This is a genomic window from Bacillus cereus group sp. BceL220, from assembly GCF_051776965.1.
Lineage (GTDB): Bacteria > Bacillota > Bacilli > Bacillales > Bacillaceae_G > Bacillus_A > Bacillus_A cereus.
The window spans coordinates 690,294-714,816 of sequence record NZ_JBPWBC010000001.1; the positions used below are offsets into that span (position 1 = coordinate 690,294).

The following is a 24,523-nucleotide window of genomic DNA, read 5'->3' on the forward strand; positions in this document are numbered from 1 at the left end:
GGTTTGTAAATACAAATCCTTTACCCTAACTGTTCTACTTCTTTATGATTACGAATCGTTTCAAACCATGTATATAGTTGCTGATATGTGCTATAAACCAATTCTTTTTCTAATTGTAAGTGGTTCATTTTCTCACGATATGTGTTCGATTCAATTAAATCACGCTTTTGTTTTTTGTCTGCCATAAAAATGACGCCATCTTTTATTGTAACAAATTCTAACTCAAAAAACACCTGTGTCATGAAATTTACTGTATCTTTTGACCAACCTTTATGACGACATAGTTGTTCTCCATATTGTCTTAAAGAAAATGGTGTTTTTTGGCTTAAGAAAGAATAGTACCATTTAAAGTGTTCTCTCGTCGGAACTGTACTAAATAAGTGGTTATTCTCTTGATAAAATAGCGTATAAATTCGCGCTGGGAATCCTACTTTAAATAGCTCACTTAATTCATCTGTTCCTTTTGGTAAATCAAGTAACACGATATATTGATCATCTAAATGCGTTACTTCTGAAGCATGCATGAGCTTTTCTTTATAGCTCTCTAAAGAAAATTTATTCAATACCTCTTCAGAAAAATACACCATTGTTATTTTTTCTTTCGGAAGTTCTGCTAAATTTGCTTCTGCATTACGCATACTACGCCAATCAAATAATTGCCACGCCTCTACAGCAATATCTTGTACCATTAATTGTGGCTTCTTAAAATTATTCCATTCATTGATGGATGCTTCTCCTATTACAGATACTTTTGCAACTGGAGAGATTTCTTTCGCATATGCACCAAAACCAAATCCAATTGTATCCAGTGTTGCTTGTCCATCACGAAGAGCCATTTTTAAATGAGAGCCATCTGATCCGATCGCGCGAATACTTTCTAACTCTGCATCTTTCACTGCAATACGTGGTTTCGGATTTCCAACACCAAACGGGGCTAGTTTTTGCATATCTTCAATTGCCGCTAGTGTTACATCCTCTACTTTACAAAAAACATCAACTGCTGTAATTGGAATAAAATCTTCTTCTGTTAAAATTGCATCTGCTTGTTCATTTAAGCGGCGACGTAATTCATCTACATCATTCATATGTAGCGTCATTCCCGCTGCCATCGGATGCCCTCCAAAGTGTGGCAATAACTCTCTACAATCTGATAAATTTGCAAACAAATCAAATCCTGCAATACTACGCGCTGAGCCTTTTGCTGTTTCTTTTATAGGATCAATGCATAATACAATAGTCGGACGATAAAAACGTTCAACTAATTTAGAAGCGACAATCCCAATTACACCCGGATTCCAACCTTCTTTTGCAAGTACTAACACTTTGTTTTCTTCTGGCGGAAAGTTATTTTCAACTTCAGCGATAGCCTCTTCTGTAATTTGCTTTACAATATCTTTTCGCAGTTTGTTCAGCTCATCAATTTCTTCGGCCAACTCTTTCGCTTCCTCAGGATCATCTGATAATAAAAGGTGTACAGCCGGCGTTGCATCTTCTAAACGCCCGACCGCATTAATACGCGGTGCAATTGAGAAGCCAATACTCTCTTCTGTAATTTCACTTTGCGAAACGTTAGCAACTTTAAACAATGCCTTTAAACCAATATTTTTCGTCATACGCATATGTTTTAAACCGCGTTTCACTAGCAACCTATTTTCACCATGAAGTGACACTAAATCAGCTACTGTACCGATTACTGCAATCTCTAATAAATGTTCTGGTACACGGCCTAATAGTGCATGCGCAACTTTAAACGCAACACCTACACCAGCTAAATAGTGAAACGGATATACACCGCCATCTAATTTCGGATGTATAATCGCAAGTGCTTCTGGCAATTCTGGCGGTGGCTCATGGTGATCTGTAATAATTAGATCTATTCCAAGCTCTTTCGCTACATTCGCTTCATGTACTGCTGCGATGCCAGTGTCGACAGTAATAATCAGTGAGAACCCTGCGCTATGCGCCCAACGAAACGCTTCTTCGTTCGGCCCATACCCTTCTGTAAAACGATTTGGAATATAAAATTCTACTTCTGCACCTAATTCTTGAAGAGCAAGATATAACACAGTTGTACTACTTACTCCGTCTGCATCGTAATCACCAAATATTAATATTTGTTCTCCATTTTGAATCGCCTTATTTACACGTTCTACCGTTCTATCCATTCCTTCTAATAAAAATGGATCATGAAATTCTTGATTTTCCGTATTTAAAAAATCTAAAATCTTATCTTCTGTATCTAGTCCTCTACCGAGGAATAATGAAACGACAAGTGGCGATAACTGTAATTTACTTGCTAATTCACTCACTCGTTCGTCATTATATTCTTTTTCTTTCCAACGCGTCTTCGGTTGTAACACGAAATCACCCCTTAACCTGTTCATTATACAAGACAGATTAAGGGGTGACAATATAATGCAAACTACGATGCAATATCTATATACTAAAATGTTAATGATGTTTAATTTGGAGAATACGGATTTATATGTACGAATACATTTTGTACATTATCTTGTTTCATAAGTATTTCTTTCACATGTTTTCCAATACGGTGTCCTTCTTCTACAGTAATGTATGGATCTACAGACACTTTAATATCGACAATAACATAATGACCATGCTCCCGTGCATATAAAGAACCAATTTTTTTCACACCATCTACTTGAAGGACTGCTTCTCTAAGCGGAATAACATCCTCCTCATGAAGAACATGGTCAAGCGTTGCATGAATTGCTTCCGCTCCAATGCTCCATGCCATTTTTACAACAAGAAGCGAAACAACTAATCCTGCAATCGGATCAGCATATACAAGCCAGTCTATACCAAGCTTACCACCGAGTATAGCTGCACAAATACCGATTAAAGCTGCAATTGAAGAAAATACATCCGAACGGTGCTCATATGCATTTGCAATAATTGCATCACTATTTACCCTTTTCCCTAATCGGAATTTATATTGAAACATTCCTTCTTTCACGACGATTGAAAGAACAACAGCAAAAATCGTAATTCCTTTCGGCGGTTCTAGTTCTTGCGAAAAAGCTTTTATAGATGAAATCGCGATTTCAAGTCCCACAATAAATAATAATACCGCAACAATAATCGCTGAAATCGATTCCGCTTTACCATGACCATACGGATGATCTTCATCAGGTGGCTGCTTTGCCGCTCGCAATCCAAAAAGTACAGCTAGCGAACCAATTACATCTGATGCAGAATGCACCGCATCTGCTAGCAGTGCTTTACTGTTCCCAATATAACCAATTACCGCCTTTACAATTGCTAATATAATATTACCAACGATCCCGACAATAGCACCAAACTCGGCCTGTTTAAAACGTTCATCTTTTTCCATAATTAAAATCCCTTCTTTTCTTAACCTATCTTTTTATTTTAACAAAAACAGCGATAACACCACCACTTTCTTCCATCTTCTTCCCATCAAAAAGTTGCTATCTTATTGTATCCACAAACGAAAAAAGAGATGCCTCATAATAAGGCATCATCTTTTCTATACTTGCGGTTCAGATTCTACTTTCTCAACCTTCTTCTTGTTTTTCCCCTTTTTCAAACGACGGTTTTCAAGCATTAACCAAATTTGAGAGGCAACGAAAACAGAAGAGTACGTACCTACTATTAATCCAACAAGTAACGCAAACGAGAAGTTACGTAGTGACTCACTACCGAAGATAAGTAGTGCAATTACTGGGAGTAACACTGTTAATACGGTGTTAATCGAACGACCAAGCGTTTGGCGAATACTTGCATTTACAATTTCCTCTAGGTCTTTTATATCGCGCACTCGTTTTTTCTGTTTGTATAATTCACGGTTTCTATCAAATGTAACAATCGAGTCATTAATAGAATAACCGATGATTGTTAGTACTGCAGCGATAAACGTTAAGTCTACCTCTAATTGGAAAATACTAAACATAACAACCATAACGAATGCGTCATGTAATAATGCAAGTACTGCAGATAACGCATACGTAAATCGGAATCGAATACTTACGTATAAAATGATAACTGCAGAAGCAATCAGTACAGCGATAAATGCATTTCGTGCAATTTCTTTACCGATTGTCGGTGAAACTGTACTTATGTTTGGATCCGTACCATATTTATCATGGAAGAATGTTTTTGTTTTCGCAATTTCATCTTTTGATAAAACACCTAATGTACGAACTGCGAAACCTTTATTGTCATCCCCAGTCGGTACAATATTTTCTTCCTTCACATCAATGTTCAACTCTTTAAAATCTTTATGAACATCAGCTACAGTAAGTGCTTGTTTTGATTGCAAGTCCATACGTGTACCACTTGCAAAGTCAATACCAAGATTCAATTTGAAAATTGGCAGGATAATTGCACCTGCAATTACAACTACAATTGAGAAGATAAGGAATTTATGACCGATATTCACGAAGTTAATACGATCAAATTTCGTTGGTGGATGTACTACACCTTTTGTTAACGGAATAATATCCTTTTGTTTCACACCAAAATATCCTGGTTTTTTATCGAAGTAACGGCTCTTTACAAGTAAACCTAGTAAGAAACGAGTACCGAATACGTTCGTAATGAAACCGACTAAAATACTTACGATTAAACTTGTTGCAAACCCTTGTACTGAGCTTGTACCATATACAAATAACACACCTGCAGCTGCAAGAGTCGTAACGTTCGCATCTAAAATTGTTGCTAATGAACGATGGTTACCAGCTCGGAATGCTGACATCATGGACTTACCAATTTTCAGCTCTTCTTTCAGTCTCTCGTACGTAATAATATTCGCATCAACTGCGATACCTACCCCGAGCACTAATGCGGCAATACCTGGTAATGTCAGAACCGCATGCATCCAGTTAAAGACAAGTAATGTAACAAAAATGTATAGACCTAACATAATAACCGCTACAAGTCCTGGTAAACGGTAATACACAAGCATAAATAAGAAAATAAGAGCGATACCAATCGCACTAGCGAAAATTGTTTGGTCTAATGCTTGTTGACCAAATTTCGCTCCAACAGATGTTGAATACATTTCTTTTAAATCAACAGGCAGTGCACCTGCATTTAATAAAGATGAAAGTTGTTTCGCACTTTCAACTGTGAAGTTTCCACCTACGATAGATACTTCAGCTTGGTTAAATACTTGGTTTACTGTTGCTGCTGATAAGAACTTTGGATTCGGTTTTGCAGATTCTGCTTTATACGAATCTTTTCCTTCTTCAAAATCAAGCCAAATTACCATTAAATTCGTTGGTGGTGGCATTTTAGAAATTTTTTCAGTTACTGCACGGAATTTTTCAGCGCTTTTTAGTGTAAGACCTACGCTCGCACGGCCTTGCTCATCAAATGTTTGCTTCGCTCCGCCGCCTTTTAAATCCGTTCCATCCATAAGAAGGTTATCATCCACATCACGGAATGTTAATTTCGCTTGTGTTGATAACATTTCACGTGCTTTTTGCTGATCTTGTACACCAGCAAGCTGTACACGAATTCGATCTTGCCCTTCGATTTGAATGTTCGGCTCACTTACACCGAGAACATTGACACGATTTTCAAGAGCACCTACTGTACTTACAAGTACATCTCGATCGATTTTATCACCTTTTTTGGCTGGTTTTACTTCATACAGAATTTCAAAACCACCGCGAAGGTCTAGTCCTAGACTAATTCCTTTTGCTATGTCTTTTCCTGCCGCACCAATTACTCCACCGATTAATAAGACGATGAGGAAAAAGGCGGCAATTCTCGTACCACGCTTTGCCATATGTACCCTCTTTCTGCTACTAACACTTTCAATAAATCTTTTACGATTCACTGCTATACGTGTGCATACGCCTAGTTAGTAGACTTCCTTTCTATAATTTTTGCTAGCTCATCACTAGCTGTATAGGTAAGCTTTTACACTCCCTACACTTTCATCATTTATTTTCCTCTTCACTACCTCCTTTATATATAATCTTAGACACAATTATTTCCTCTTTATCAATACATATCATTATACTGCAAAAGGAAGAACAAACCAATTGCAGTCGGTTATTTATTTTCGTACTCATCAAATGACCAAAGCGGTGCTTGATAAGCTTCAACAGTTAAATATGTCATATATTCATTAGTACTTACTGTTAATACGTCATTAACTAATTCATACAATCTAACATCGCTGTCTATCTTCTTCCACTTTTTCACTTTAAGAAACTTCCAAATGTCATCATCTGTCACTCGGTCGTAACCGAACATTTGAAACTCTTCTACTTTACTTTCTAAAACGACTTGTAACTGTCCGCGGTATGATTCTACCAAAGCCTCTCTATCTAACATTTATAACATCTCCTTCTTATTTCAGCACGAAAAAGTCGCTTTAATCCCGCTCTAATGGACAGCAATAACTACTTTCAAGAGCACTATCATACTTCACTCTCTTAAATGCTTGTCATTCTTGTCTCATACGTGCATATAAATTATTGTAAATCATTCCATTGATTTTGAGAAGGTAGGAGAAGAACATGACGAGACAAAGCTTTTTAAAAGGCGCATTTATTTTAATGATAGCCGGCTTTATTACAAAAATACTTGGCTTTATCAACCGCATAGTAATGGCACGTATTTTAGGAGAAGAAGGCGTTGGTCTTTATATGATGGCCGTTCCTACATTCATTTTAGCAATTACATTGACACAAATTGGTCTTCCTGTCGCCATCGCAAAGTTTGTAGCAGAAGCGGAAGCTGTAAACGATAAACAAAGAGTTAAAAAAATATTAACCGTATCACTAGCTGTTACATCCGTTATTAGTATCATTTTAACAATCGGAATTATGTTCCTCACGCCTATTTTAGCAAAAACATTATTAACCGACGAAAGAACGTACTATCCATTAATGGCCATTTTGCCCGTTGTCCCGGTTATTGCTGTTTCTTCTGTTTTGCGTGGTTACTTTCAAGGGAAACAAAACATGAAACCTAGCGCTTATGCGCAAGTTCTAGAACAAGTTGTCCGCATTACCATTATCGCTATATGCATTCAATTATTTTTACCTTACGGCATAGAATATGCTGCAGCCGGCGCTATGTTATCAGCTGTTCTCGGTGAAGTTGCATCCTTATTATTTTTACTCACGTTATTTCAGCGAGAAAAACATTTATCAATACGCTCTGGATTTTTCACTACTGTAAAGGAAAGCAAAGGGACATTTTATTCTCTGATGGATATTGCCCTTCCAACTACAGGAAGTCGTTTAATCGGCTCCGTTTCATATTTTTTTGAACCTATTGTCGTTATGCAAAGCTTAGCAATCGCTGGTGTCGCTGCTTCTGTTGCAACCCAGCAATACGGTATATTAAACGGTTATGCATTCCCGCTTCTATCACTACCCGCCTTTATTACATACGCTCTTTCTACAGCGCTCGTCCCTTCTATTAGTGAAGCAATGGCAAAAAGACAACATAAATTAGTGGAGCACCGTTTACAACAAGCACTTCGAATTTCATTAATTACCGGCGGATGGTCTGTCGTTATATTATACGTATTCGCTTCTCCTGTTTTAACTCTTATGTACGGATCAGACAGCGCAACAGCATTCATTCAACTTCTTGCGCCTTGCTTTTTATTTCATTATTTCCAAAGTCCACTTACCTCTGTTTTGCAAGCTTTAAACTTAGCAAGGGCTGCAATGATGAATACATTTATTGGTGCCATCGTGAAATTAATCGTTATTTTTGTACTAGCATCAAGGCCAGAATTTCAAATGATGGGGGTTGCACTTGCTATCGCTGCAAATATTGTAACAGTAACATTTCTTCACTACGCTACTGTTTTAAAAAAGATTACATTTACCATTTACGCAAAAGACTATATTTTCGGCGGACTTGCCATCGGTATCGCAGGCGCCTTCGGTTTTTATCTCCATAAATATATTATTTTCTCTCATTCCCTTGGCATACAAACATTATGGGAAATCACTTTAACAACAATTGTTTATATCGTACTTCTCTTCACTTTCAAACTCATTCGAAAAGAAGAGTTAAGTCGTCTCCCTATCATTCGTAAACTTTCATTTTTGAAATAAGATGAAACTTTAATCAGTGGGGTAATCTCCACTGATTATTAGTTAAACCAATCATTCTTACTCTTTCAAAGGATAAATCTCTAATTTTCTTTTACATCAACAAAAAATTGTCCGTTTTGAAAACTACAGTATAAAATTTGTGTTACATCGTTATAACCTAAGTTTTTTAATTTCTCAATAAGCCATTCATCTGTATGCTCAATCATTTGTAAATGACTAGATTGAATTTCTCCATCAATAATAAGAGGAAGCGTAAACTGTAATGTATCTTGTTTATTTTTTTGTTTTTGAAAGACAGATAACTTCCCAGACGGTTCCAAAATAGCATATTCTACATCCCGAATATCTCCAACTCCTTGTTCCCTTAATTGCATCATTAAATCATCTATATTATACCGTTGCTTTCTCATCTTCTTTTCATCAATCTTCCCCGCGTTTACAAGAATAGCTGGCTCACCTTCTATTAAATGCCGAAAGCGTTGATACTTTAGGGAAATGACTGACAAAATAATTTGGATGCACATAAGAAAAGTCATCGGAACTAATTGATGCCAAAGTGATTTATCGGTATTTTCAATTGCCACTACGGCCATTTCTCCAAGCATAATAAATACGACTAAATCTAATACACTTAGCTCTCCTATCTCACGTTTACCCATAAGACGAAAAATAATTAAGATGATGATATACAAAAGCATTGTCCGTCCAATTATTGATATCCATTCCATTTCTACATCTCCTTTTTTACGTATAGACTCCCCTATAAAAAAGAAACTAGTCTAACTTGGGCAAAAGGAAAATATGCTTGTATTAAAAAGGGGGAATGCATAAATGGATGGAACGAAAAAATTATCAACTGCAATTGGCTTCGGTATTGTTACACTACTAATTCTCGCATCTATTACTAGTATGATTATGGCTCTTTTATTAAAGTTTACAAATATAAATGAAGGGACATTAACCGTTACTATTTTTATACTCGCTCTTTTATCTATGCTTATGTCTGGATTTACTGCCGGCAAAAAGGCTCAAGGAAAAGGTTGGCTAGTAGGTTTCACAACAGGGCTCACATTCACTATACTCGTCTTTCTAGTTAACTATTTAGGCTTTTCTCAAACCTTATCGAACTCACAATTACTTTATCAATTAGCATTAATGGGGGCGAGTACACTCGGTGGTATTTTCGGTGTAAATATGTCAAAGCAAAGTAACTAAAAAAAGGCCCTGCACATTTCATGCAGGGCCTTCCACATTAGTTTTTCACAACTTCACGAATCGCATTGCGATCGAAAGTTAAGTGTGAACCACCAGATTTAATAACGATTTTCGTCTCATCTACTGATTCGATTGTACCGTGTAAACCACCGATTGTTACGATAGCATCACCTTTTGCTAACTCACTTTGCATTTGAGCAACTGCTTTTTGACGTTTTTGTTGCGGGCGAATTAATAAGAAATAGAAAATCGCAAACATCGCAACGATCATAACGATATTCATCATACCTGCATTCATCTTTTGTTCCTCCTTTTAAATTATGTATTAGAAGTTTTTAGCATTCGGTTTATTAAAGCCATACTGTTCAAAGAACTCTTCGCGGAAATCGCCAAGACGGTCTTCACGAATAGCTTGTCTCACCTGCTCCATTAAGTTTAACAGAAAATGAAGGTTGTGATAAGACGTTAAACGAATTCCGAACGTTTCATCACATTTCATTAAGTGACGAATATACGCACGTGAGTAGTTTTTACATGTGTAGCAATCACAGTTTGGATCAAGCGGACCGAAGTCTCTTGCGAATTTCGCATTTTTTACAACGAGTCGACCTTCACTTGTCATACATGTACCATTTCGAGCGATACGAGTTGGAAGTACGCAGTCAAACATATCAATACCACGAATTGCACCATCGATTAATGAGTCAGGAGAACCTACACCCATTAAGTAACGAGGCTTATTATCTGGAAGAAGTGGTGTTGTAAACTCAAGTACACGGTTCATAATATCTTTCGGTTCACCAACAGATAAACCACCTACAGCGTAACCAGGGAAGTCCATTGAAACAAGGTCTTTCGCACTTTGACGACGAAGCTCTTCGTACTCCCCGCCCTGTACAATACCGAATAAACCTTGATCTTGCGGACGTTCATGCGCTTTTAAGCAACGTTCTGCCCAGCGGCTCGTACGCTCTACAGATTTCTTCATATATTCAAAAGTAGCCGGGAATGGCGGACACTCATCAAATGCCATCATAATATCTGAACCTAATGCATTTTGGATTTCCATCGCTTTTTCTGGTGATAAGAATAATTTATCTCCATTTAAGTGATTACGGAAGTGAACGCCTTCCTCTTCAATACGACGGAAGTCACTTAAACTGAATACTTGGAAACCACCAGAGTCTGTTAAGATTGCACGATCCCAGTTCATAAATTTATGCAAGCCGCCTGCTTCACGAATAATTTCATGACCTGGACGTAGCCATAAATGATACGTATTACTTAAAATAATGCCAGAATCCATTGCTTTTAATTCTTCCGGTGACATTGTCTTAACTGTCGCAAGTGTACCAACTGGCATAAATGTTGGTGTATCAAATGAACCGTGTGGTGTATGCACACGACCTAAACGGGCACCCGTTTGTTTACATGTCTTAATAAATTCATAACGAATTGCTGTCATAACTTACTCCTTTTATTTGTTTCTCATTTTAGCGTGAGATGCAACGAACATTGCATCACCGAAGCTAAAGAAACGATATTTTTCTTTTACTGCTTCATTATAAGCATGAAGTACATTATCTCTATTTGCAAATGCACTTACAAGCATGATTAATGTTGATTTCGGCAAGTGGAAGTTTGTAATTAAACCATCAATTGCTTTAAATTCATATCCCGGATACATGAAAATATCTGTCCATCCAGAAGCGGCGCAAAGCTTACCGTCATGATCTGTTGCAATTGTTTCTAACGTACGAGTTGATGTCGTACCTACAGTAATAATACGTCCACCATTCTCTTTTACACGATTTAATAATGCCGCTGTCTCTTCAGACATATGGTAATATTCTGCGTGCATATGGTGTTCTTCAATCGTGTCTGCAGAAACTGGTCTAAATGTTCCAAGCCCTACGTGAAGTGTAATGAATGCCAACTGAACGCCTTTTTGCTTTAACTTCTCAAGTAACTCTTCTGTAAAGTGAAGTCCCGCAGTCGGCGCTGCTGCTGAACCGATTTCTTTCGCATATACTGTTTGATAGCGATCGCGATCTTCTAGCGTCTCTTTAATATATGGAGGAAGTGGCATTTCCCCAAGTTCATCTAAAATTTCATAGAAGATGCCGTCATATGAAAATTCAAGCTGACGTCCACCTTGATCTGCAGTTCCTGTGCAAGTTGCTTTTAATTTCCCTTCGCCAAAAGAGATAACAGTTCCTTCTTTTACACGTTTCGCTGGCTTTACAAGCGTTTCCCACTTATCGCCTTCTTCTTGTTTTAAAAGAAGTACTTCAATGTGCGCGCCTGTATCTTCTTTCACACCGTGCAAACGAGCAGGCATAACTTTCGTTTCATTTAAAACTAAGCAATCCCCCTCATGTAAGTAAGAAAGAATGTCCGTAAAATGTTTATGCTCAATATCACCTGTTTCACGGTCTAACACCATTAATCTTGATGTTTCACGATCTTCTAACGGGACTTGTGCAATAAGTTCTTCTGGTAAATGAAAATCAAACAGATTTATATCCATAGCTATATCCACCTATTTCTTATTTAAATCGATTTATTATATACATAATAAAAGATAGTACAATACTTAACACAATACATGTAATGATAGGAAAATAAAAGGTAACGTTTCCTTTTTTCACAAAAATATCGCCTGGAAGCCTGCCAATGAACTTCCAAGCTAATCCAACAACGATGAGTAAGATTCCCGCTGTAATAAGCATTTTGGGCATCTCCATCATACTTTTGGCATCTCCATTCCGAAATGTTCATACGCAAGCGGCGTTACAATTCGGCCCCTTGGCGTTCGTTGTAAAAAGCCAATTTGTAATAAATACGGCTCATACACATCTTCAATCGTATGAGATTCTTCTCCAATTGTTGCTGAAACCGTTTCTAATCCAACTGGACCACCACGGAATTTCTCAATAATACCAAGCAGTAATTTATGATCAATATGATCTAGACCTAATTTATCTACTTGCAGTAGCTCTAATGCCATTTGCGTAATTTCCATCGTAACCGTTCCGTTACCACGAACTTGCGCGAAATCACGTACACGTCTTAAAAGACGATTCGCAATACGAGGTGTACCACGAGCACGTCTTGCAATTTCTAATGCAGCTAACGAATCGATTTCAACTTCAAACACTTCTGCTGTACGTTCAACAATCGCAGAAAGCTGATCTACTGTGTAGTACTCTAACCTTGAAAGTACACCGAAGCGGTCACGAAGCGGTGCCGATAATGCTCCGGCGCGTGTCGTTGCTCCAACTAATGTAAATGGCGGTAAATCTAGGCGTACAGAACGTGCTGAAGGCCCTTTTCCAATTACGATATCAAGGCAAAAGTCTTCCATCGCAGGATACAATACTTCTTCAATTGATCTATGCAAACGATGAATTTCATCAATAAATAATACATCCCCTGGCTGAAGCGCTGTTAATACAGCAGCTAAATCTCCTGGTCTTTCAATCGCGGGACCTGAAGTTGTTCTAACATTAACGCCCATCTCATTTGCAATAATATTCGCAAGCGTCGTTTTACCAAGACCTGGCGGTCCATATAAAAGCACGTGATCTAACGTTTCTTCACGCATTTTCGCTGCTTCAATAAATACTTCTAAATTATGTTTCGCTTTATCTTGGCCAATATACTGACGGAGCGTCTGTGGCCGTAATGAATATTCTAAATCCGCATCTTCATATGCAGATTCCCCTGAAAGGAGACGTTCGTCCATTATACTCACCTCTTACCATTTAGTAAAAGACTAAGTGCCTTTTTAATATACTGATCCGTCGTTAATGATTCTTTTAATAACTCTGGTACAACGCGAGAAACTTCGCGTTCTGCGTATCCAAGTGCGCGCAGAGCTTCCAGTGCCTCATCAAGCTCAGCTGATGAACCTTTCTTCTCATCAAAACGTTCTGTGTCTGAGAATAAATCCACAAATGCATCTGGTACGACATCTGCTAGTTTTCCTTTTAAATCTAAAATCATTTGGCGTGCTGTTTTCTTTCCGACGCCTGGGAATTTCACTAAAAACTTCTCATCTTCATGCTCAATCGCTTGAACGACCTGTCCTGTTTGACCAGAAGCTAAAATTGCAAGAGCGCCTTTTGGCCCAATGCCAGACACGCCTAACAACTTTGTAAATAATAAACGCTCTTCACGTGTTTTAAACCCGTAAAGTGCCATAATATCTTCTCTCACATAATGATATGTATAGACACGGATTTCTTGCTTACTTCTTTGAAATACATACGGATTCGGTGTGAAAATTTGATAACCAATTCCATTATGGTCAATTACGACATATTCCGGCCCTACATACTCCACGTAACCTGTAACATATTCAAACAAAATACGATCTCTCCCTCTTAAATCATGTATTCCATTTTAACATATTTAATGATAGAAAAGCGAGACTGCCCCAACAAATGTTCTCCACTTGAAACTTCTGTTATTTTCCATTGACAGAAAGGTTAAAGCACCTTAATATACAGAGGTCGATAATGATTATCAATACTAATTAAAGGGGTTACATTAGGATGAAACGTAAGCTATTTATTTTATTTACTATTATGCTTGTTGTTCTTTCTATCGTTGGCTGTTCTTCTCAAAAAGAAGAATCAAAAGCAAAAGAACAACCGAAAACAAAAGTTGTAAAACATGCTAAAGGTGAAGCTACAATTCCAGTAAATCCAAAGAGAATTGTTGACTTATCTGGATCAACAGAAGAACTATTACTTCTTGGACACAAACCTGTTGGTACAGCAAATACATATAAAGATAAAATCCAAAATCACTTAACAGACAAATTAGATGGAGTAAAAGCAGTTGGTTGGTACTGGGCACCTAAAGTTGATTTAGAAGCTGTTACTGCTTTAAAACCAGACTTAATAATTTTAAACAACCGTCAATTAAAAATTTATGATCAACTAGAAAAGGTTGCACCTACAGTTGTTCTAGAAACAAACTTAGAAGACTGGCGTGGTAAGTTTAAAGAAGTAGGTAAGCTATTTGAGGAAGAGAAGAAAGCAGACAAATGGATTGCAGACTACGATAAGAAAGCAGACTCTTTATCTAAAAAAATTAAAGAGAAAACAAAAGATGAGAACTTTATGTTCGTTGCAGTTACACCTCAAAACTTCCGTGTATACGGCAGCTTCGGATACGGTGACATCATCTTTAACGACTTAAAACTTCCTGCAACAAAAGGTACAGATTTAAAACAAACGATGGCGCAAGTATCACTAGAAGGTCTAGTTGCATTCCAGCCTGATCAAATGTTTATTGTAAACTTCGGCGGCGAAGCTGATAAAGTGTACGAAGACTACAAAAACAGTGCCGTTTGGAAAGACAATAAAGCAGTTAAAAATAATCACGTATATGAAGTATCAAATGAAGTCTTCAATACGAAAGCATTCAATCCAATTGGAAAAGATATGCTAATTGATGAAATCGCAAAAGAAATTTTAGCTAAAAATAAGTAAGAAAAAGCAGCTCACCATGAGCTGCTTTTTTTCTTATTTTGCACTGCGTATTGTTTCATTTTTTCAATCGTCTTTACAAAACCTTCTTTTGATTTAATCCGAATACCACGCTTCAATTTCGCACGCTCATAACTCTCAAGCTTTTTCATATCAATTTGAAAGAAAGAATGGATCGCATTATCACTTTTTGGCACACCTTTGAAAATTTGTAATATCCCTTCCTCTGAAACACCAAAATATCCGCTCGTTTTCAATAACGGAGAAATATCATCAACTTTCTTTTGTAATACGATTTGTACATCATCACGATCAACAAGTTGCCATTCTTTATATTGCTGTAAAAACTTTTCTAAATCCGCTACTTTTTCTGTAAGTATTTCCTCACTTACTTCTCCATCAACATACATACGCTCTAATAAAATTGTAACCTCAGGTTCTTTTTCCGTTACTTCTGGTACTGGCCCTTCCGCCTTCACATTCGTTTCATAAACGAAACAAAACATCATAACGAAAGCTTGCATCGCAATCAGTATCCATTTCATTTCCGTTCACCTCTTTTAGGCAAGATCATACTTTCATTAGTAGTTTTTCCGGAAATGGTGGTTTTATCCATATTACATTTCTTTCGAAAAATAAAAAATGCAGATAAGGGTTTACCTCATCTGCATGTATCATTTACTTTTATATAAAATGAAAGACGCCTGCAAAGCAGGCGTCTTGATGCGTTTACGGCGAGAGACCAGGCGACCACATTCGCGTGTTTAGCACTTAAGCATATCTCTCGTCTTACGTAAATTAGCTCATCGCTTTGTTAATATAACATTAATAAATTATAAGTGCAACATGTTTATAAAAATATTTTATTCCCTCTTTTATCCAACTGAATAATATGCAAATTATAAATTGATAAAAGTAACATATATGTTACAATTAATATAACAGCGAAATCATAATAAACAGGAGATGGATATTGTGAAAAAAATAAAGGATGAACGTCTCATTCTGAAAACATTAAAAAACATACGTATTACCTTTCTTTTTCAATCGCTTGGTATAATTGGCATTTTAGGCTATATCGGATTCACTGAAGGAATGGATCAAATTACGAGATCTCCATTATGGCTATTATTTATTCTTACAAGTATCGTCCTTAGTTATTTACAGTTAAGTGTTTCAATCGATGTAGAAGAAAGTGAAAAGGAAATAAAGTTAACTCCTTATTATAAACTTGTCTTCCGCTCCCTTATTGTAGGAATCGTTATGGCTATTATTTATATTATTTTCAGTCCAGAAAGACCACTGTTTGAAGCTATTTTAACAGGTAGTATTCTTTTCATATGCTTTTTAGTTTCTTACTCCGTTAGTTATTTTATTAAAAAACGTCGTTTACAAGACAACGATGAATAAAGAGGAAGGGCTCACCCTTCCTCTTTTGTTTTGTTATCGCACTGTACCAGTTAAACCGTAACGAATGTCTCGGAACATATTCACTATGTCACGATTAAAATCGTTTGTAACTGTACCGTTACGTAGACGCGTACTCATTGCATCGACACGAGTAAACATATCATTTCTTACAGAAACATATACGTTTCTGTTTCCAACTTCATTTGAAACCGCTTGACGAATTTCGTTCGCCATCGCCGTTTCATTTGTCACTGTGTTACGTGGTTTTACCGCAATCGCTACATCGTTTCCATATACAACTGTAGACACACGGTCTACGTTATTCATACGTTTCACACGATTTGTTATTCTTTCAGCTGTTTTACCATCATTGTTAATGTATGAATTGTTCATTGTAATATTACGAGTTGGATGCGGATTAGCAATTTGTCCATTGTAATTTACATCTCGATAATAATTGTATCCTGTATCGTTACGACCATTTCTATATGTTACATAATCTGTATAACGATCATTACGTGTCACATTATCACGATACTGGTGTGTATCATTATAAGATGTACGTTCGTAATTGTAGTTACGTCCATCCATTGCATTGTTATCTTTCGGTGTACCACATGCAGCTAATGCACTGGTAACTAACAAAGAAGCAGCAATCACTTTTACTTTCGTATTCAATACAAAAACCCCCTCTGTTAGAATGAGCTTCTCTACTGAAAAGCTCCCTCTTATGATGAGTAACAGAGAAGGTTTTTACACTGTTAATATTTCACTGGGAATTTTCTAGCACTTCATAAAAAAACTGCATTTTCTTAATTAACACGAATGCAAAAAAGGCGGGAATACTCCCGCCTTTTTAAACTTCTTCGTCCTCTTCTTCTGAAACGGGCTCTCCAAATACATTTGGTGGATCTGGTTGATAATACATCGTTCCTGGCTGTGGTGCATATGCAGACTGAGTTGGTTGATAATATAAAGGATTCGCATATTGCGGACCACCTGGTTGTGGACTATATAGTCTACTTTCTCCTCCGCATCCACAATCTTCCTCACCCTGCACAAGCGGCGGCATATTATTATCCATTGGCATCATATTCGGATTTGGCATAGACGTATATTGTGGTCCAAACGGCGCTCCTTGCTGATATGGCATTTGATATGGATTTGGTTGTTGATAATACGGATTCGGCGGCATCATGGGCTGTTGATACGGCATTTGATATGGCATCATATTCGGTGGTTGATTGTTATCCATAATTGGCATCATATTCGGCATTTGATTGTTATCCATAATTGGCATCATATTCGGCATTTGATTGTTATCCATAATTGGCATCATATTCGGTGGTTGGTTGTTATCCATTATCGGCATCATATTCGGCATTTGATTGTTATCCATTATCGGCATCATATTCGGCATTTGATTGTTATCCATTATCGGCATCATATTCGGCATTTGATTGTTATCCATTATCGGCATTATATTCGGCATTTGATTGTTATCCATAATTGGCATTATATTCGGTGGCTGGTTGTTATCCATAATTGGCATTATATTCGGCGGCTGGTTGTTATCCATAATTGGCATTTGAATGTTTGGCATTTGAATATTTGGCGGTATGACTTGTGGAATAACTACATTTTCTTTCGATACATTTGGCGATACTATATTCCCTACGTTTTCTTTCTTCACTTGCGGCGATATTATATTCCCTACATTTTCTTTCTTCACTTGCGGTGACACTATATTCCCTACATTTTCTTTTTTCACTTGCGGTGACACTATATTCCCTACATTTTCTTTTTTCACTTGCGGTGACACTATATTCCCTACATTTTCTTTCTTCACTTGCGGCGATACTATATTTCCTACATTTTCTTTCTTCACTTGCGGCGATACTATATTTCCTACATTTTCTTTCTTCACTTGCGGCGATACTATATTTCCTACATTTTCTTTCTTCACTTGTGGCGATATTATATTCCCTACATTCTCTTTCTTCACTTGCGGCGATACTATATTATTTTTTTTCGTTTGCGGAGAAATGATATTGTTAGGTTTCATTTTACTAATTTGAGGAGCAATTAACTCGCTGCCTTTTTTTATTACATCCGAAATTTTATATTCTTTTTTCGGTTTTATTGGTGGTTGTGGCGGTTGCGGTAATACATTTACCGAAAACTTCGTGTTTTCTTTTTCCGCCGATTTTTGTTTTTCTATTACAGGTGGTTTTTGAATAACAGACGGTTTTTCAACTGGTTTTTCTTTTTGAATTGGCTGTTCTTTTTGCACCTCTTTTTGCGGTTTCACCTGTACTTCTTTTTGCGGCTTTACCTGCATTTCCTTCTGCGGTTTTACTTGCACTTCTTTTTGTGTTTGTTGCATAGCTGGCTGCTGTGTAATTGGTTCTGATTGATACGTAACTTCTTCTTCATCTTCTATTCCAAGTGGAGTTGGTGTTGCTGCAAATTCTTTTTGTTGCACTTCTTTTACGTATTGCTTTGGAGGCGCTGAACCTGCTCCAGCCTGTTGTTTCATGTGAACACTCTTGGATGGCACTTTAATTTTCATACCTGGCATGATTAAATCTGGATTACTAAGTTGTGTATTTGTTTTTTTCAACGTATCAAAATCCACTCCGTACTTTTTCGCAATTTTCCAAAGGGTATCCCCTTTTTGCACGATATGAATTTTCAAATTTTCCCCCTCCTGTATAACTTATCTATAAGTAACAAATCTCATGAAGTAACTCTTTCTAAATAACATTAACTTCTTTTCACTTTTATCACTTCTTCGATTTTCAATATCATTCGAAGTGGAATAAGCATAAAGAACCACAATGATTTCTTCAAAACAATGTATGCCCATTTTGTTCTTGTTATGATTATATGTATGAAAAAAAGCAACGGGAATACCGTTGCTTTACACACGCTCTAACATACGATTTAATGCAAGAACCGCTTCTGCCGTTACTTGTTTATCTACGCTAATAACGTTAATTTCTTCTCCTCTTTCTATCGTTTCAAGTACCCATAATAAGTGAGGCAAATCAATTCGGTTCATCGTTAAGCATGGACACATAAATGGATTAAGTGAAACAATTTCTTTATCTGGATGTTGCTGAATAATTCGGTTCACTAAATTCATTTCTGTACCAATCGCCCATTTGCTACCAGATGGCGCCGATTCAATCATATCAATAATATATTTCGTTGAGCCTGCATAATCTGAAGCAGCTACAACTTCATAGCAACATTCTGGATGTACAATAATATTCATATCAGGATGATTTTTTCGTACGCTCTCAATGTTCTTCACTGTAAAATTTTGATGAACAGAACAATGCCCTTTCCATAAAATCACTTGAATTTCTTCTATATCCCCATCGTACTCTAATGAATCTGTGTGTGGGTCCCATACTGCCATTTTATCTAACGGGATACCTAAATCGTACGCTGTATTTCTCCCTAAATGTTGGTCTGGTAAAAAGACGAGACGCTCTTTTTGAGTAAACGCCCAAGATACCATTTGCTTTGCATTAGAAGAAGTTACTGTTGCTCCTCCGTTACGACCACAAAACGCTTTAATTGCAGCTGTAGAGTTCACATATGTTAACGGAATCATCGTATCTCCAAATAATTTCTTTAACTCTTTCCACGCTCTTTCTGTTTGTTCAATATCTGCCATATCCGCCATCGAACAACCTGCACGCATATCTGGTAAGATGACAACTTGATCATCTGTCGTTAACATATCTGCTGTTTCCGCCATAAAGTGCACCCCGCAAAATACAATATATTTTGCGTCTTTATTGCTCGCTGCAACTTGCGCAAGCTGAAGTGAATCCCCTGCTGCATCTGAAAATTGTACCACTTCATCTTTTTGATAATGATGCCCTGGAATGAATAACATTTTCCCCATCTTCTCTTTAATTTCACGAACACGCTTTTCCATATCTTCCGTTGACATCGTGTAATAACGCTCTGGTAACATCGTTTCAATTGGCTGTACTTGTTCTAAAATACTCATATACGTTTCTCCCCCTCTAAGCCACTTTCCTTACCCTTCAATATTGAAACTAATATCAAGTGCTTTCACTGAATGTGTTAACGCTCCAAGTGAAATATAATCTACCCCTGTTTTTCCGTATTTCGATAAATCTTCAATTGTGATGCCCCCTGAAGCTTCTGTAAAAATAGCGCTTGGTACAATTTTTGAAAACTCCCGGATTTCATCTGGCGTACGATTATCGAACATAATAATATCCGCACCAGCAGCAACAGCCTCTCTCACCTGTTCCTCAGTTTCTGTTTCTACTTCTACTTTCACCATATGTCCTAACTTTTCTTTCACTGATGTAACAGCTTTTGTAATAGAACCAGCAAACGCAATATGATTGTCTTTAATCATGACACCATCATATAAACCGAAGCGATGATTAAATCCACCACCACACACGACTGCATACTTATCAAACATACGTAGTCCTGGCATCGTTTTTCGCGTATCACAAATACGAGTATGGCTACTATCTAAAGCAAGAACCGCTTTACGCGTCATCGTCGCTATTCCGCTCATACGCTGAATAACGTTTAATATAACGCGCTCTGCTGTTAATAACGATGCAATTGGCCCTTGCACAGTTGCAATGATTTCGCCTTTTTCTACAAGATCCCCATCTTTTTTATGAAGCTCTACTTCAATTCTCTCATCAATTAATTTAAATCCTGATTCAATTACTAAACGTCCTGCAAAGACCCCTGTATCCTTCGCAAGAAACGTTCCTTTCGAAAGTAAGTTATCTGGAAAAATAAGCTGAGATGTTACATCTCTTTCTCCTATATCTTCTAAAAAAAATCGATTTAATGCTTCTTTAACTTTTATCGTGTTCATAAAGCCCCTCTTCCCCTCATCACACAAGTTGTAGTTTTCTCTTTACTCGAACAATTTCTTTCTTTCTTTCCTATATTTTTATCTGGATAATCACTTCGGTAATGCCCGCCAATACTTTCTTCTCTTTGCAGGGCTGAAACAACTATAAGCTCACAAACTGTTAACATATTAATAAGCGTTATCTCTTCATTCGTAAGAACATCATGTTGTAATATCATATTTCGAACACCATACTTACTAAGCCATCTCTTCGCATAAGATAAACTTTGCTCTGTTCGCACAATCCCAACATATTTCATCATGCATTTTTGTATTTCTTCTTTCGTCGGTAAATGATTCAGAACGATAAACTTTGCTTCTTTTTCAGCTAGCATGTTCACCTTTTCTTTTGTCTCTCTAGATAAAATGTGTCTTCCGATTCTTCCTCCAAACACAAGACCTTCTAATAATGAATTACTCGCTAATCTATTTGCACCATGAACCCCATTACAAGCTACTTCCCCGACTGCGTATAGGTTCGGAATAGACGTCTCTCCATCACAGTTCGTTTTCACGCCACCCATGTGAAAATGAGTACCGGGCACGACTGGAATAAGGTTTTTATTTATATCGACTCCATTCGTTTTACATATCGATGACACGGTCGGAAAGCGTTGTTCAAAGTTTTGAATCATTTCGATGTTTAAGTACACTTTTTCACCCGCAAGTAGCTGTTCATGAATAGCCCTTGCGACTACATCACGAGGCGCTAAATCCTGTTCGGAATGTATATCCATCATAAAACGCTGCCCTTTGCCATTTATAAGGACAGCTCCTTCTCCGCGAACAGCTTCGGACACGAGGCCGGAACAACGCCCACCCGCGTATAACATCGTCGGATGAAATTGTATAAACTCTAAATCTACAAGCTCTCCGCCTGCACGGTACACCATTGCAAGTCCATCACCTGTAATTGTCTCATCATTAGAAGTAAAGGCGTATAAACCGCCAATACCGCCTGAAGCTAACACCGTATAATCTGCATTGTAACGTTTCAGTTCTCCTTTATTGTTGCGAGTTAAAACCCCAACACATTTATCTTTTTCTATAATAAAATCGAGCACCATTTCCTGTTCCACTACCGTAACGTATGGAGCTACTTCTTGAATAAGATGCTCTAATAAATTCTTTCCTGTTGCATCGCCACCTGCATGTAAAATACGACGTTTTCGATGCGCTCCTTCTTTTCCAAGATGAGGACCTGTTTCATCTCCATCAAATTTCATTCCTCTTTCAATAAGGTTATTAATTTCTTTCGGTCCTTCCTCGACTAAATAACGGACCACTTCTTCATTGTTATAATGACACCCTGCTACTAACGTATCTTCAAAATGATCATTAGGATTGTCATATGTAGCTACCGCTGCGGCAATTCCACCTTGAGCTAAATGTGTATTATTACTACGTTTCGTCTCCTTTGTGATAATAATCACATTCTTTTCGTGACAAATCTCTTTTGCAACACGAAGTGCCGCAACGCCACTTCCAATAATTAAGACATCTGCACTTGGCATAATTGTTGCCTCCTACTTTACACTTTTCAACTGTCTTGACACCTATATTTACATAGTTTTAAAATAATGACAAGAGTTTTTTATAATTCTTATTTTCACTACCATTTAAAAAGTAAAAGAAATGTAACTCTTACTAGAGAGAGGAACTTACATGATGATATATCTTGACTATGCAGCTACTACACCTATGAGCGAGGAAGCGTTACAAACATATATGAAAGCAGCTTCGCAATACTTCGGAAATGAACAAAGTTTACATGATATTGGAGGAACGGCTTCTTCTTTATTACAAGTTTGCCGAAAAACATTTGCGGAAATGATTGGAGGCAAAGAACAAGGAGTATTTTTCACAAGCGGTGGATCGGAATCGAACTATCTTGCAATTCAATCACTTCTAAATGCCCGAAATAAGAAGCATATTATTACGACACCTATGGAACATGCATCCATTCGAAGTTATTTTCAATCTCTAAAATCAAAAGGCTATACGATCACTGAAATTCCTGTTGATAAAAGCGGACTCATTTGTTTAGTAGATTTAGAGGCAGCTATTACAGAAGATACTGTGCTAGCAAGTATACAGCATGGAAACTCTGAAATCGGAACCGTTCAAAACATTACAAAAATCGGGGCACTTTTAAAAAAATATAATGTTTTATTTCATACGGATTGTGTGCAAACGTTTGGTAAACTGCCTATCCATGTTTTTGAGATGGGGATTGATAGTCTTTCTGTTTCAGCACATAAAATATACGGACCAAAAGGTGTCGGCGCTTGCTACATAAATCCGCAATCTCGCTGGGAACAAGTATTTCCAGGAACTTCTCACGAAAAAGGATTTCGCCCAGGTACAGTAAATGTTCCCGGCATCGCATCTTTTTTAACAGCTGCTGAAAATATATTAAAAACTCAATGGGAAGAAAGTTTACGTTTTAAAGAGTTACGATCCTACTTTTTAGAGCAAATACAAACACTTCCGCTAGAAATTGAAGTAGAAGGCCATTCTACTTCTTGTTTACCACATATTGTTGGGGTTACAATAAAAGGAATAGAAGGTCAATATACTATGCTAGAATGTAATCGTCATGGTATTGCCATTTCCACCGGAAGTGCTTGCCAAGTCGGTAAACAAGAACCTTCGAAAACTATGCTTGCAATTGGAAAAACGTATGAAGAGGCCAAACAATATGTCCGCTTCTCTTTCGGACAACAAACAACGAAAGATCAAATTGATACTACTATTCATGCACTACACACAATTGGAAATCAATTTTATAGAGGTGTTAAATCATAATGAAACAAAATGAACAAAAAAAGATTTTAGGTGAAGAAAGACGACAGCTTATCCTCCAGTGGCTTCTTGCTGCAAATGAACCGTTATCTGGGAATGAACTATCGAAAAAGACGAACGTAAGTAGACAAGTTATCGTGCAAGATATTTCCTTGCTTAAAGCACGAAACGAACCAATTATTGCGACTGCTCAAGGTTATTTATATTTAAAGCCACAAGAGAAGCAACAAACTTTCGAACGCGTAATTGTATGCCAACATAAACCAGCAGAAGTACGTCAGGAACTTACAATGCTTGTTGACCATGGCGTTACGATTAAAGACGTAAAAGTTGAGCATCCTGTATACGGTGACTTAACAGCATCCATTATGGTAAGCAATCGCTTTGATGTAGAGCAATATTTACAAAAAATCGAAAACACAAATGCTTCCTATCTTTCACAACTAACAGATGGTATTCACTTACATACAATCGAGGCAGATTCTAAAGAAAAATTAGATGCTGCTTGTGAGGCACTGGATAAAGCAGGATTTCTCGTTTATTAATGTAAAGCACAGAGTTTTTATCATTCTCTGTGCTTTTTT

At 37.2% G+C, this 24,523-nt stretch carries 21 protein-coding genes and 2 pseudogenes; 6 read left to right on the top strand and 17 right to left on the bottom strand.

What is annotated here, in order from left to right; genetic code table 11:
- Positions 1-20: 20 nt before the first annotated feature.
- From recJ to ACS2FK_RS03710, 4 genes are all read right to left on the bottom strand, one after another.
- A complete protein-coding gene (recJ, locus tag ACS2FK_RS03695; protein ID WP_000941225.1) occupies positions 21-2,360 on the bottom strand; it encodes a single-stranded-DNA-specific exonuclease RecJ in 2,340 nt (779 codons plus the stop codon).
- A gap of 101 nt (positions 2,361-2,461) precedes the next feature.
- A complete protein-coding gene (locus ACS2FK_RS03700; protein ID WP_000409746.1) occupies positions 2,462-3,355 on the bottom strand; it encodes a cation diffusion facilitator family transporter in 894 nt (297 codons plus the stop codon).
- Positions 3,356-3,511: 156 nt separating this feature from the next.
- Entirely contained in the window at positions 3,512-5,776 is a 2,265-nt protein-coding gene (secDF, locus tag ACS2FK_RS03705) for a protein translocase subunit SecDF (RefSeq protein ID WP_063548676.1), read from the bottom strand.
- A 269-nt stretch (positions 5,777-6,045) separates the two neighbouring features.
- Positions 6,046-6,330, bottom strand: coding sequence for a post-transcriptional regulator (locus tag ACS2FK_RS03710; RefSeq protein WP_000886979.1), 285 nt, complete (start codon positions 6,328-6,330; stop codon positions 6,046-6,048).
- Between the two features lie 185 nt (positions 6,331-6,515).
- Here ACS2FK_RS03710 and spoVB point away from each other — a divergent pair, with 185 nt between their 5' ends.
- The gene (gene spoVB, locus ACS2FK_RS03715; RefSeq protein WP_000198301.1) at positions 6,516-8,075 is read left to right on the top strand and encodes a stage V sporulation protein B; all 1,560 of its coding nucleotides are present in this window, start codon (positions 6,516-6,518) and stop codon (positions 8,073-8,075) included.
- Between the two features lie 80 nt (positions 8,076-8,155).
- Here spoVB and ACS2FK_RS03720 read toward each other — a convergent pair whose 3' ends face one another.
- Positions 8,156-8,803 (bottom strand): DUF421 domain-containing protein, encoded by a 648-nt coding sequence (locus ACS2FK_RS03720; protein WP_000454821.1) that lies wholly within the window; start codon positions 8,801-8,803, stop codon positions 8,156-8,158.
- A gap of 103 nt (positions 8,804-8,906) precedes the next feature.
- Between ACS2FK_RS03720 and ACS2FK_RS03725 the strand changes: the two genes are divergently transcribed.
- A complete protein-coding gene (locus ACS2FK_RS03725) occupies positions 8,907-9,290 on the top strand; it encodes a TIGR04086 family membrane protein (RefSeq protein ID WP_000349148.1) in 384 nt (127 codons plus the stop codon).
- Positions 9,291-9,327: 37 nt separating this feature from the next.
- Here the strand turns inward: ACS2FK_RS03725 and yajC are convergent, their stop codons facing one another.
- The 6 genes from yajC to ruvA are packed head-to-tail and all read right to left on the bottom strand — an operon-like array spanning position 9,328 to position 13,661.
- Entirely contained in the window at positions 9,328-9,588 is a 261-nt protein-coding gene (gene yajC, locus ACS2FK_RS03730; protein WP_000991115.1) for a preprotein translocase subunit YajC, read from the bottom strand.
- Positions 9,589-9,615: 27 nt separating this feature from the next.
- Positions 9,616-10,755, bottom strand: a complete 1,140-nt coding sequence (gene tgt, locus ACS2FK_RS03735; protein WP_000125365.1) for a tRNA guanosine(34) transglycosylase Tgt — start codon at positions 10,753-10,755, stop codon at positions 9,616-9,618.
- A gap of 12 nt (positions 10,756-10,767) precedes the next feature.
- Entirely contained in the window at positions 10,768-11,820 is a 1,053-nt protein-coding gene (queA, locus tag ACS2FK_RS03740; protein ID WP_000354014.1) for a tRNA preQ1(34) S-adenosylmethionine ribosyltransferase-isomerase QueA, read from the bottom strand.
- A gap of 19 nt (positions 11,821-11,839) precedes the next feature.
- Complete coding sequence (locus ACS2FK_RS03745) at positions 11,840-12,040, bottom strand: DUF2905 domain-containing protein (RefSeq protein ID WP_000970410.1); 201 nt, start codon at positions 12,038-12,040, stop codon at positions 11,840-11,842.
- A complete protein-coding gene (ruvB, locus tag ACS2FK_RS03750) occupies positions 12,037-13,038 on the bottom strand; it encodes a Holliday junction branch migration DNA helicase RuvB (protein ID WP_000344450.1) in 1,002 nt (333 codons plus the stop codon). Before ruvB ends, ACS2FK_RS03745 begins: the two co-directional genes overlap by 4 nt.
- Before the next feature lie 5 nt (positions 13,039-13,043).
- Positions 13,044-13,661 (bottom strand): Holliday junction DNA helicase RuvA, encoded by a 618-nt coding sequence (ruvA, locus tag ACS2FK_RS03755; RefSeq protein WP_000464511.1) that lies wholly within the window; start codon positions 13,659-13,661, stop codon positions 13,044-13,046.
- A 188-nt stretch (positions 13,662-13,849) separates the two neighbouring features.
- Here ruvA and ACS2FK_RS03760 point away from each other — a divergent pair, with 188 nt between their 5' ends.
- On the top strand, positions 13,850-14,794 hold the full coding sequence (locus tag ACS2FK_RS03760) for an iron-hydroxamate ABC transporter substrate-binding protein (RefSeq protein ID WP_063548678.1): 945 nt from the start codon (positions 13,850-13,852) through the stop codon (positions 14,792-14,794).
- 11 nt (positions 14,795-14,805) lie between these two features.
- On the opposite strand, the gene ACS2FK_RS03765 is transcribed toward ACS2FK_RS03760, so the two are convergent.
- Complete coding sequence (locus tag ACS2FK_RS03765; RefSeq protein ID WP_000871172.1) at positions 14,806-15,336, bottom strand: BofC C-terminal domain-containing protein; 531 nt, start codon at positions 15,334-15,336, stop codon at positions 14,806-14,808.
- A 430-nt stretch (positions 15,337-15,766) separates the two neighbouring features.
- On the opposite strand from ACS2FK_RS03765, the gene ACS2FK_RS03770 reads away from it, so the two are divergent.
- A complete protein-coding gene (locus ACS2FK_RS03770) occupies positions 15,767-16,201 on the top strand; it encodes a hypothetical protein (RefSeq protein WP_063548680.1) in 435 nt (144 codons plus the stop codon).
- A 33-nt stretch (positions 16,202-16,234) separates the two neighbouring features.
- Here ACS2FK_RS03770 and ACS2FK_RS03775 read toward each other — a convergent pair whose 3' ends face one another.
- The 5 genes and pseudogenes from ACS2FK_RS03775 to nadB all read right to left on the bottom strand — a co-directional run bounded on the left by ACS2FK_RS03775 (position 16,235) and on the right by nadB (position 22,648).
- The gene (locus ACS2FK_RS03775) at positions 16,235-16,879 is read right to left on the bottom strand and encodes a YhcN/YlaJ family sporulation lipoprotein (protein ID WP_001093537.1); all 645 of its coding nucleotides are present in this window, start codon (positions 16,877-16,879) and stop codon (positions 16,235-16,237) included.
- A 1,863-nt stretch (positions 16,880-18,742) separates the two neighbouring features.
- Positions 18,743-18,899 (bottom strand): annotated as a pseudogene (gene safA, locus ACS2FK_RS03780) (SafA/ExsA family spore coat assembly protein); the annotation flags it as partial.
- A gap of 225 nt (positions 18,900-19,124) precedes the next feature.
- The gene (gene nadA / locus ACS2FK_RS03785; RefSeq protein WP_000025335.1) at positions 19,125-20,231 is read right to left on the bottom strand and encodes a quinolinate synthase NadA; all 1,107 of its coding nucleotides are present in this window, start codon (positions 20,229-20,231) and stop codon (positions 19,125-19,127) included.
- Positions 20,232-20,261: 30 nt separating this feature from the next.
- Positions 20,262-21,095, bottom strand: coding sequence for a carboxylating nicotinate-nucleotide diphosphorylase (gene nadC, locus ACS2FK_RS03790; RefSeq protein WP_001092228.1), 834 nt, complete (start codon positions 21,093-21,095; stop codon positions 20,262-20,264).
- A 19-nt stretch (positions 21,096-21,114) separates the two neighbouring features.
- Positions 21,115-22,648 (bottom strand): annotated as a pseudogene (gene nadB / locus ACS2FK_RS03795) (L-aspartate oxidase).
- Positions 22,649-22,799: 151 nt separating this feature from the next.
- On the opposite strand from nadB, the gene ACS2FK_RS03800 reads away from it, so the two are divergent.
- Positions 22,800-23,942: an IscS subfamily cysteine desulfurase gene (locus ACS2FK_RS03800; protein WP_000973780.1), complete on the top strand. Its 1,143-nt coding sequence runs from the start codon at positions 22,800-22,802 to the stop codon at positions 23,940-23,942.
- Positions 23,942-24,484: a transcription repressor NadR gene (locus ACS2FK_RS03805; protein WP_000812275.1), complete on the top strand. Its 543-nt coding sequence runs from the start codon at positions 23,942-23,944 to the stop codon at positions 24,482-24,484. The genes ACS2FK_RS03800 and ACS2FK_RS03805 overlap by 1 nt, the downstream gene beginning before the upstream one ends.
- The last annotated feature ends 39 nt before the right edge of the window (positions 24,485-24,523 follow it).

Coding starts and splice junctions, on each gene's coding strand:
- ACS2FK_RS03760 (WP_063548678.1), top strand. CDS start 13,850: ATGAAACGTAAGCTATTTATTTTATTTACTATTATGCTTGTTGTTCTT.
- ACS2FK_RS03800 (WP_000973780.1), top strand. CDS start 22,800: ATGATGATATATCTTGACTATGCAGCTACTACACCTATGAGCGAGGAA.
- nadC (WP_001092228.1), bottom strand. CDS start 21,095: ATGAACACGATAAAAGTTAAAGAAGCATTAAATCGATTTTTTTTAGAA.
- ACS2FK_RS03805 (WP_000812275.1), top strand. CDS start 23,942: ATGAAACAAAATGAACAAAAAAAGATTTTAGGTGAAGAAAGACGACAG.
- ACS2FK_RS03700 (WP_000409746.1), bottom strand. CDS start 3,355: ATGGAAAAAGATGAACGTTTTAAACAGGCCGAGTTTGGTGCTATTGTC.
- yajC (WP_000991115.1), bottom strand. CDS start 9,588: ATGAATGCAGGTATGATGAATATCGTTATGATCGTTGCGATGTTTGCG.
- spoVB (WP_000198301.1), top strand. CDS start 6,516: ATGACGAGACAAAGCTTTTTAAAAGGCGCATTTATTTTAATGATAGCC.
- ACS2FK_RS03745 (WP_000970410.1), bottom strand. CDS start 12,040: ATGATGGAGATGCCCAAAATGCTTATTACAGCGGGAATCTTACTCATC.
- tgt (WP_000125365.1), bottom strand. CDS start 10,755: ATGACAGCAATTCGTTATGAATTTATTAAGACATGTAAACAAACGGGT.
- nadA (WP_000025335.1), bottom strand. CDS start 20,231: ATGAGTATTTTAGAACAAGTACAGCCAATTGAAACGATGTTACCAGAG.
- ACS2FK_RS03725 (WP_000349148.1), top strand. CDS start 8,907: ATGGATGGAACGAAAAAATTATCAACTGCAATTGGCTTCGGTATTGTT.
- ACS2FK_RS03765 (WP_000871172.1), bottom strand. CDS start 15,336: ATGAAATGGATACTGATTGCGATGCAAGCTTTCGTTATGATGTTTTGT.
- ACS2FK_RS03710 (WP_000886979.1), bottom strand. CDS start 6,330: ATGTTAGATAGAGAGGCTTTGGTAGAATCATACCGCGGACAGTTACAA.
- ACS2FK_RS03720 (WP_000454821.1), bottom strand. CDS start 8,803: ATGGAATGGATATCAATAATTGGACGGACAATGCTTTTGTATATCATC.
- queA (WP_000354014.1), bottom strand. CDS start 11,820: ATGGATATAAATCTGTTTGATTTTCATTTACCAGAAGAACTTATTGCA.
- secDF (WP_063548676.1), bottom strand. CDS start 5,776: ATGGCAAAGCGTGGTACGAGAATTGCCGCCTTTTTCCTCATCGTCTTA.
- ruvB (WP_000344450.1), bottom strand. CDS start 13,038: ATGGACGAACGTCTCCTTTCAGGGGAATCTGCATATGAAGATGCGGAT.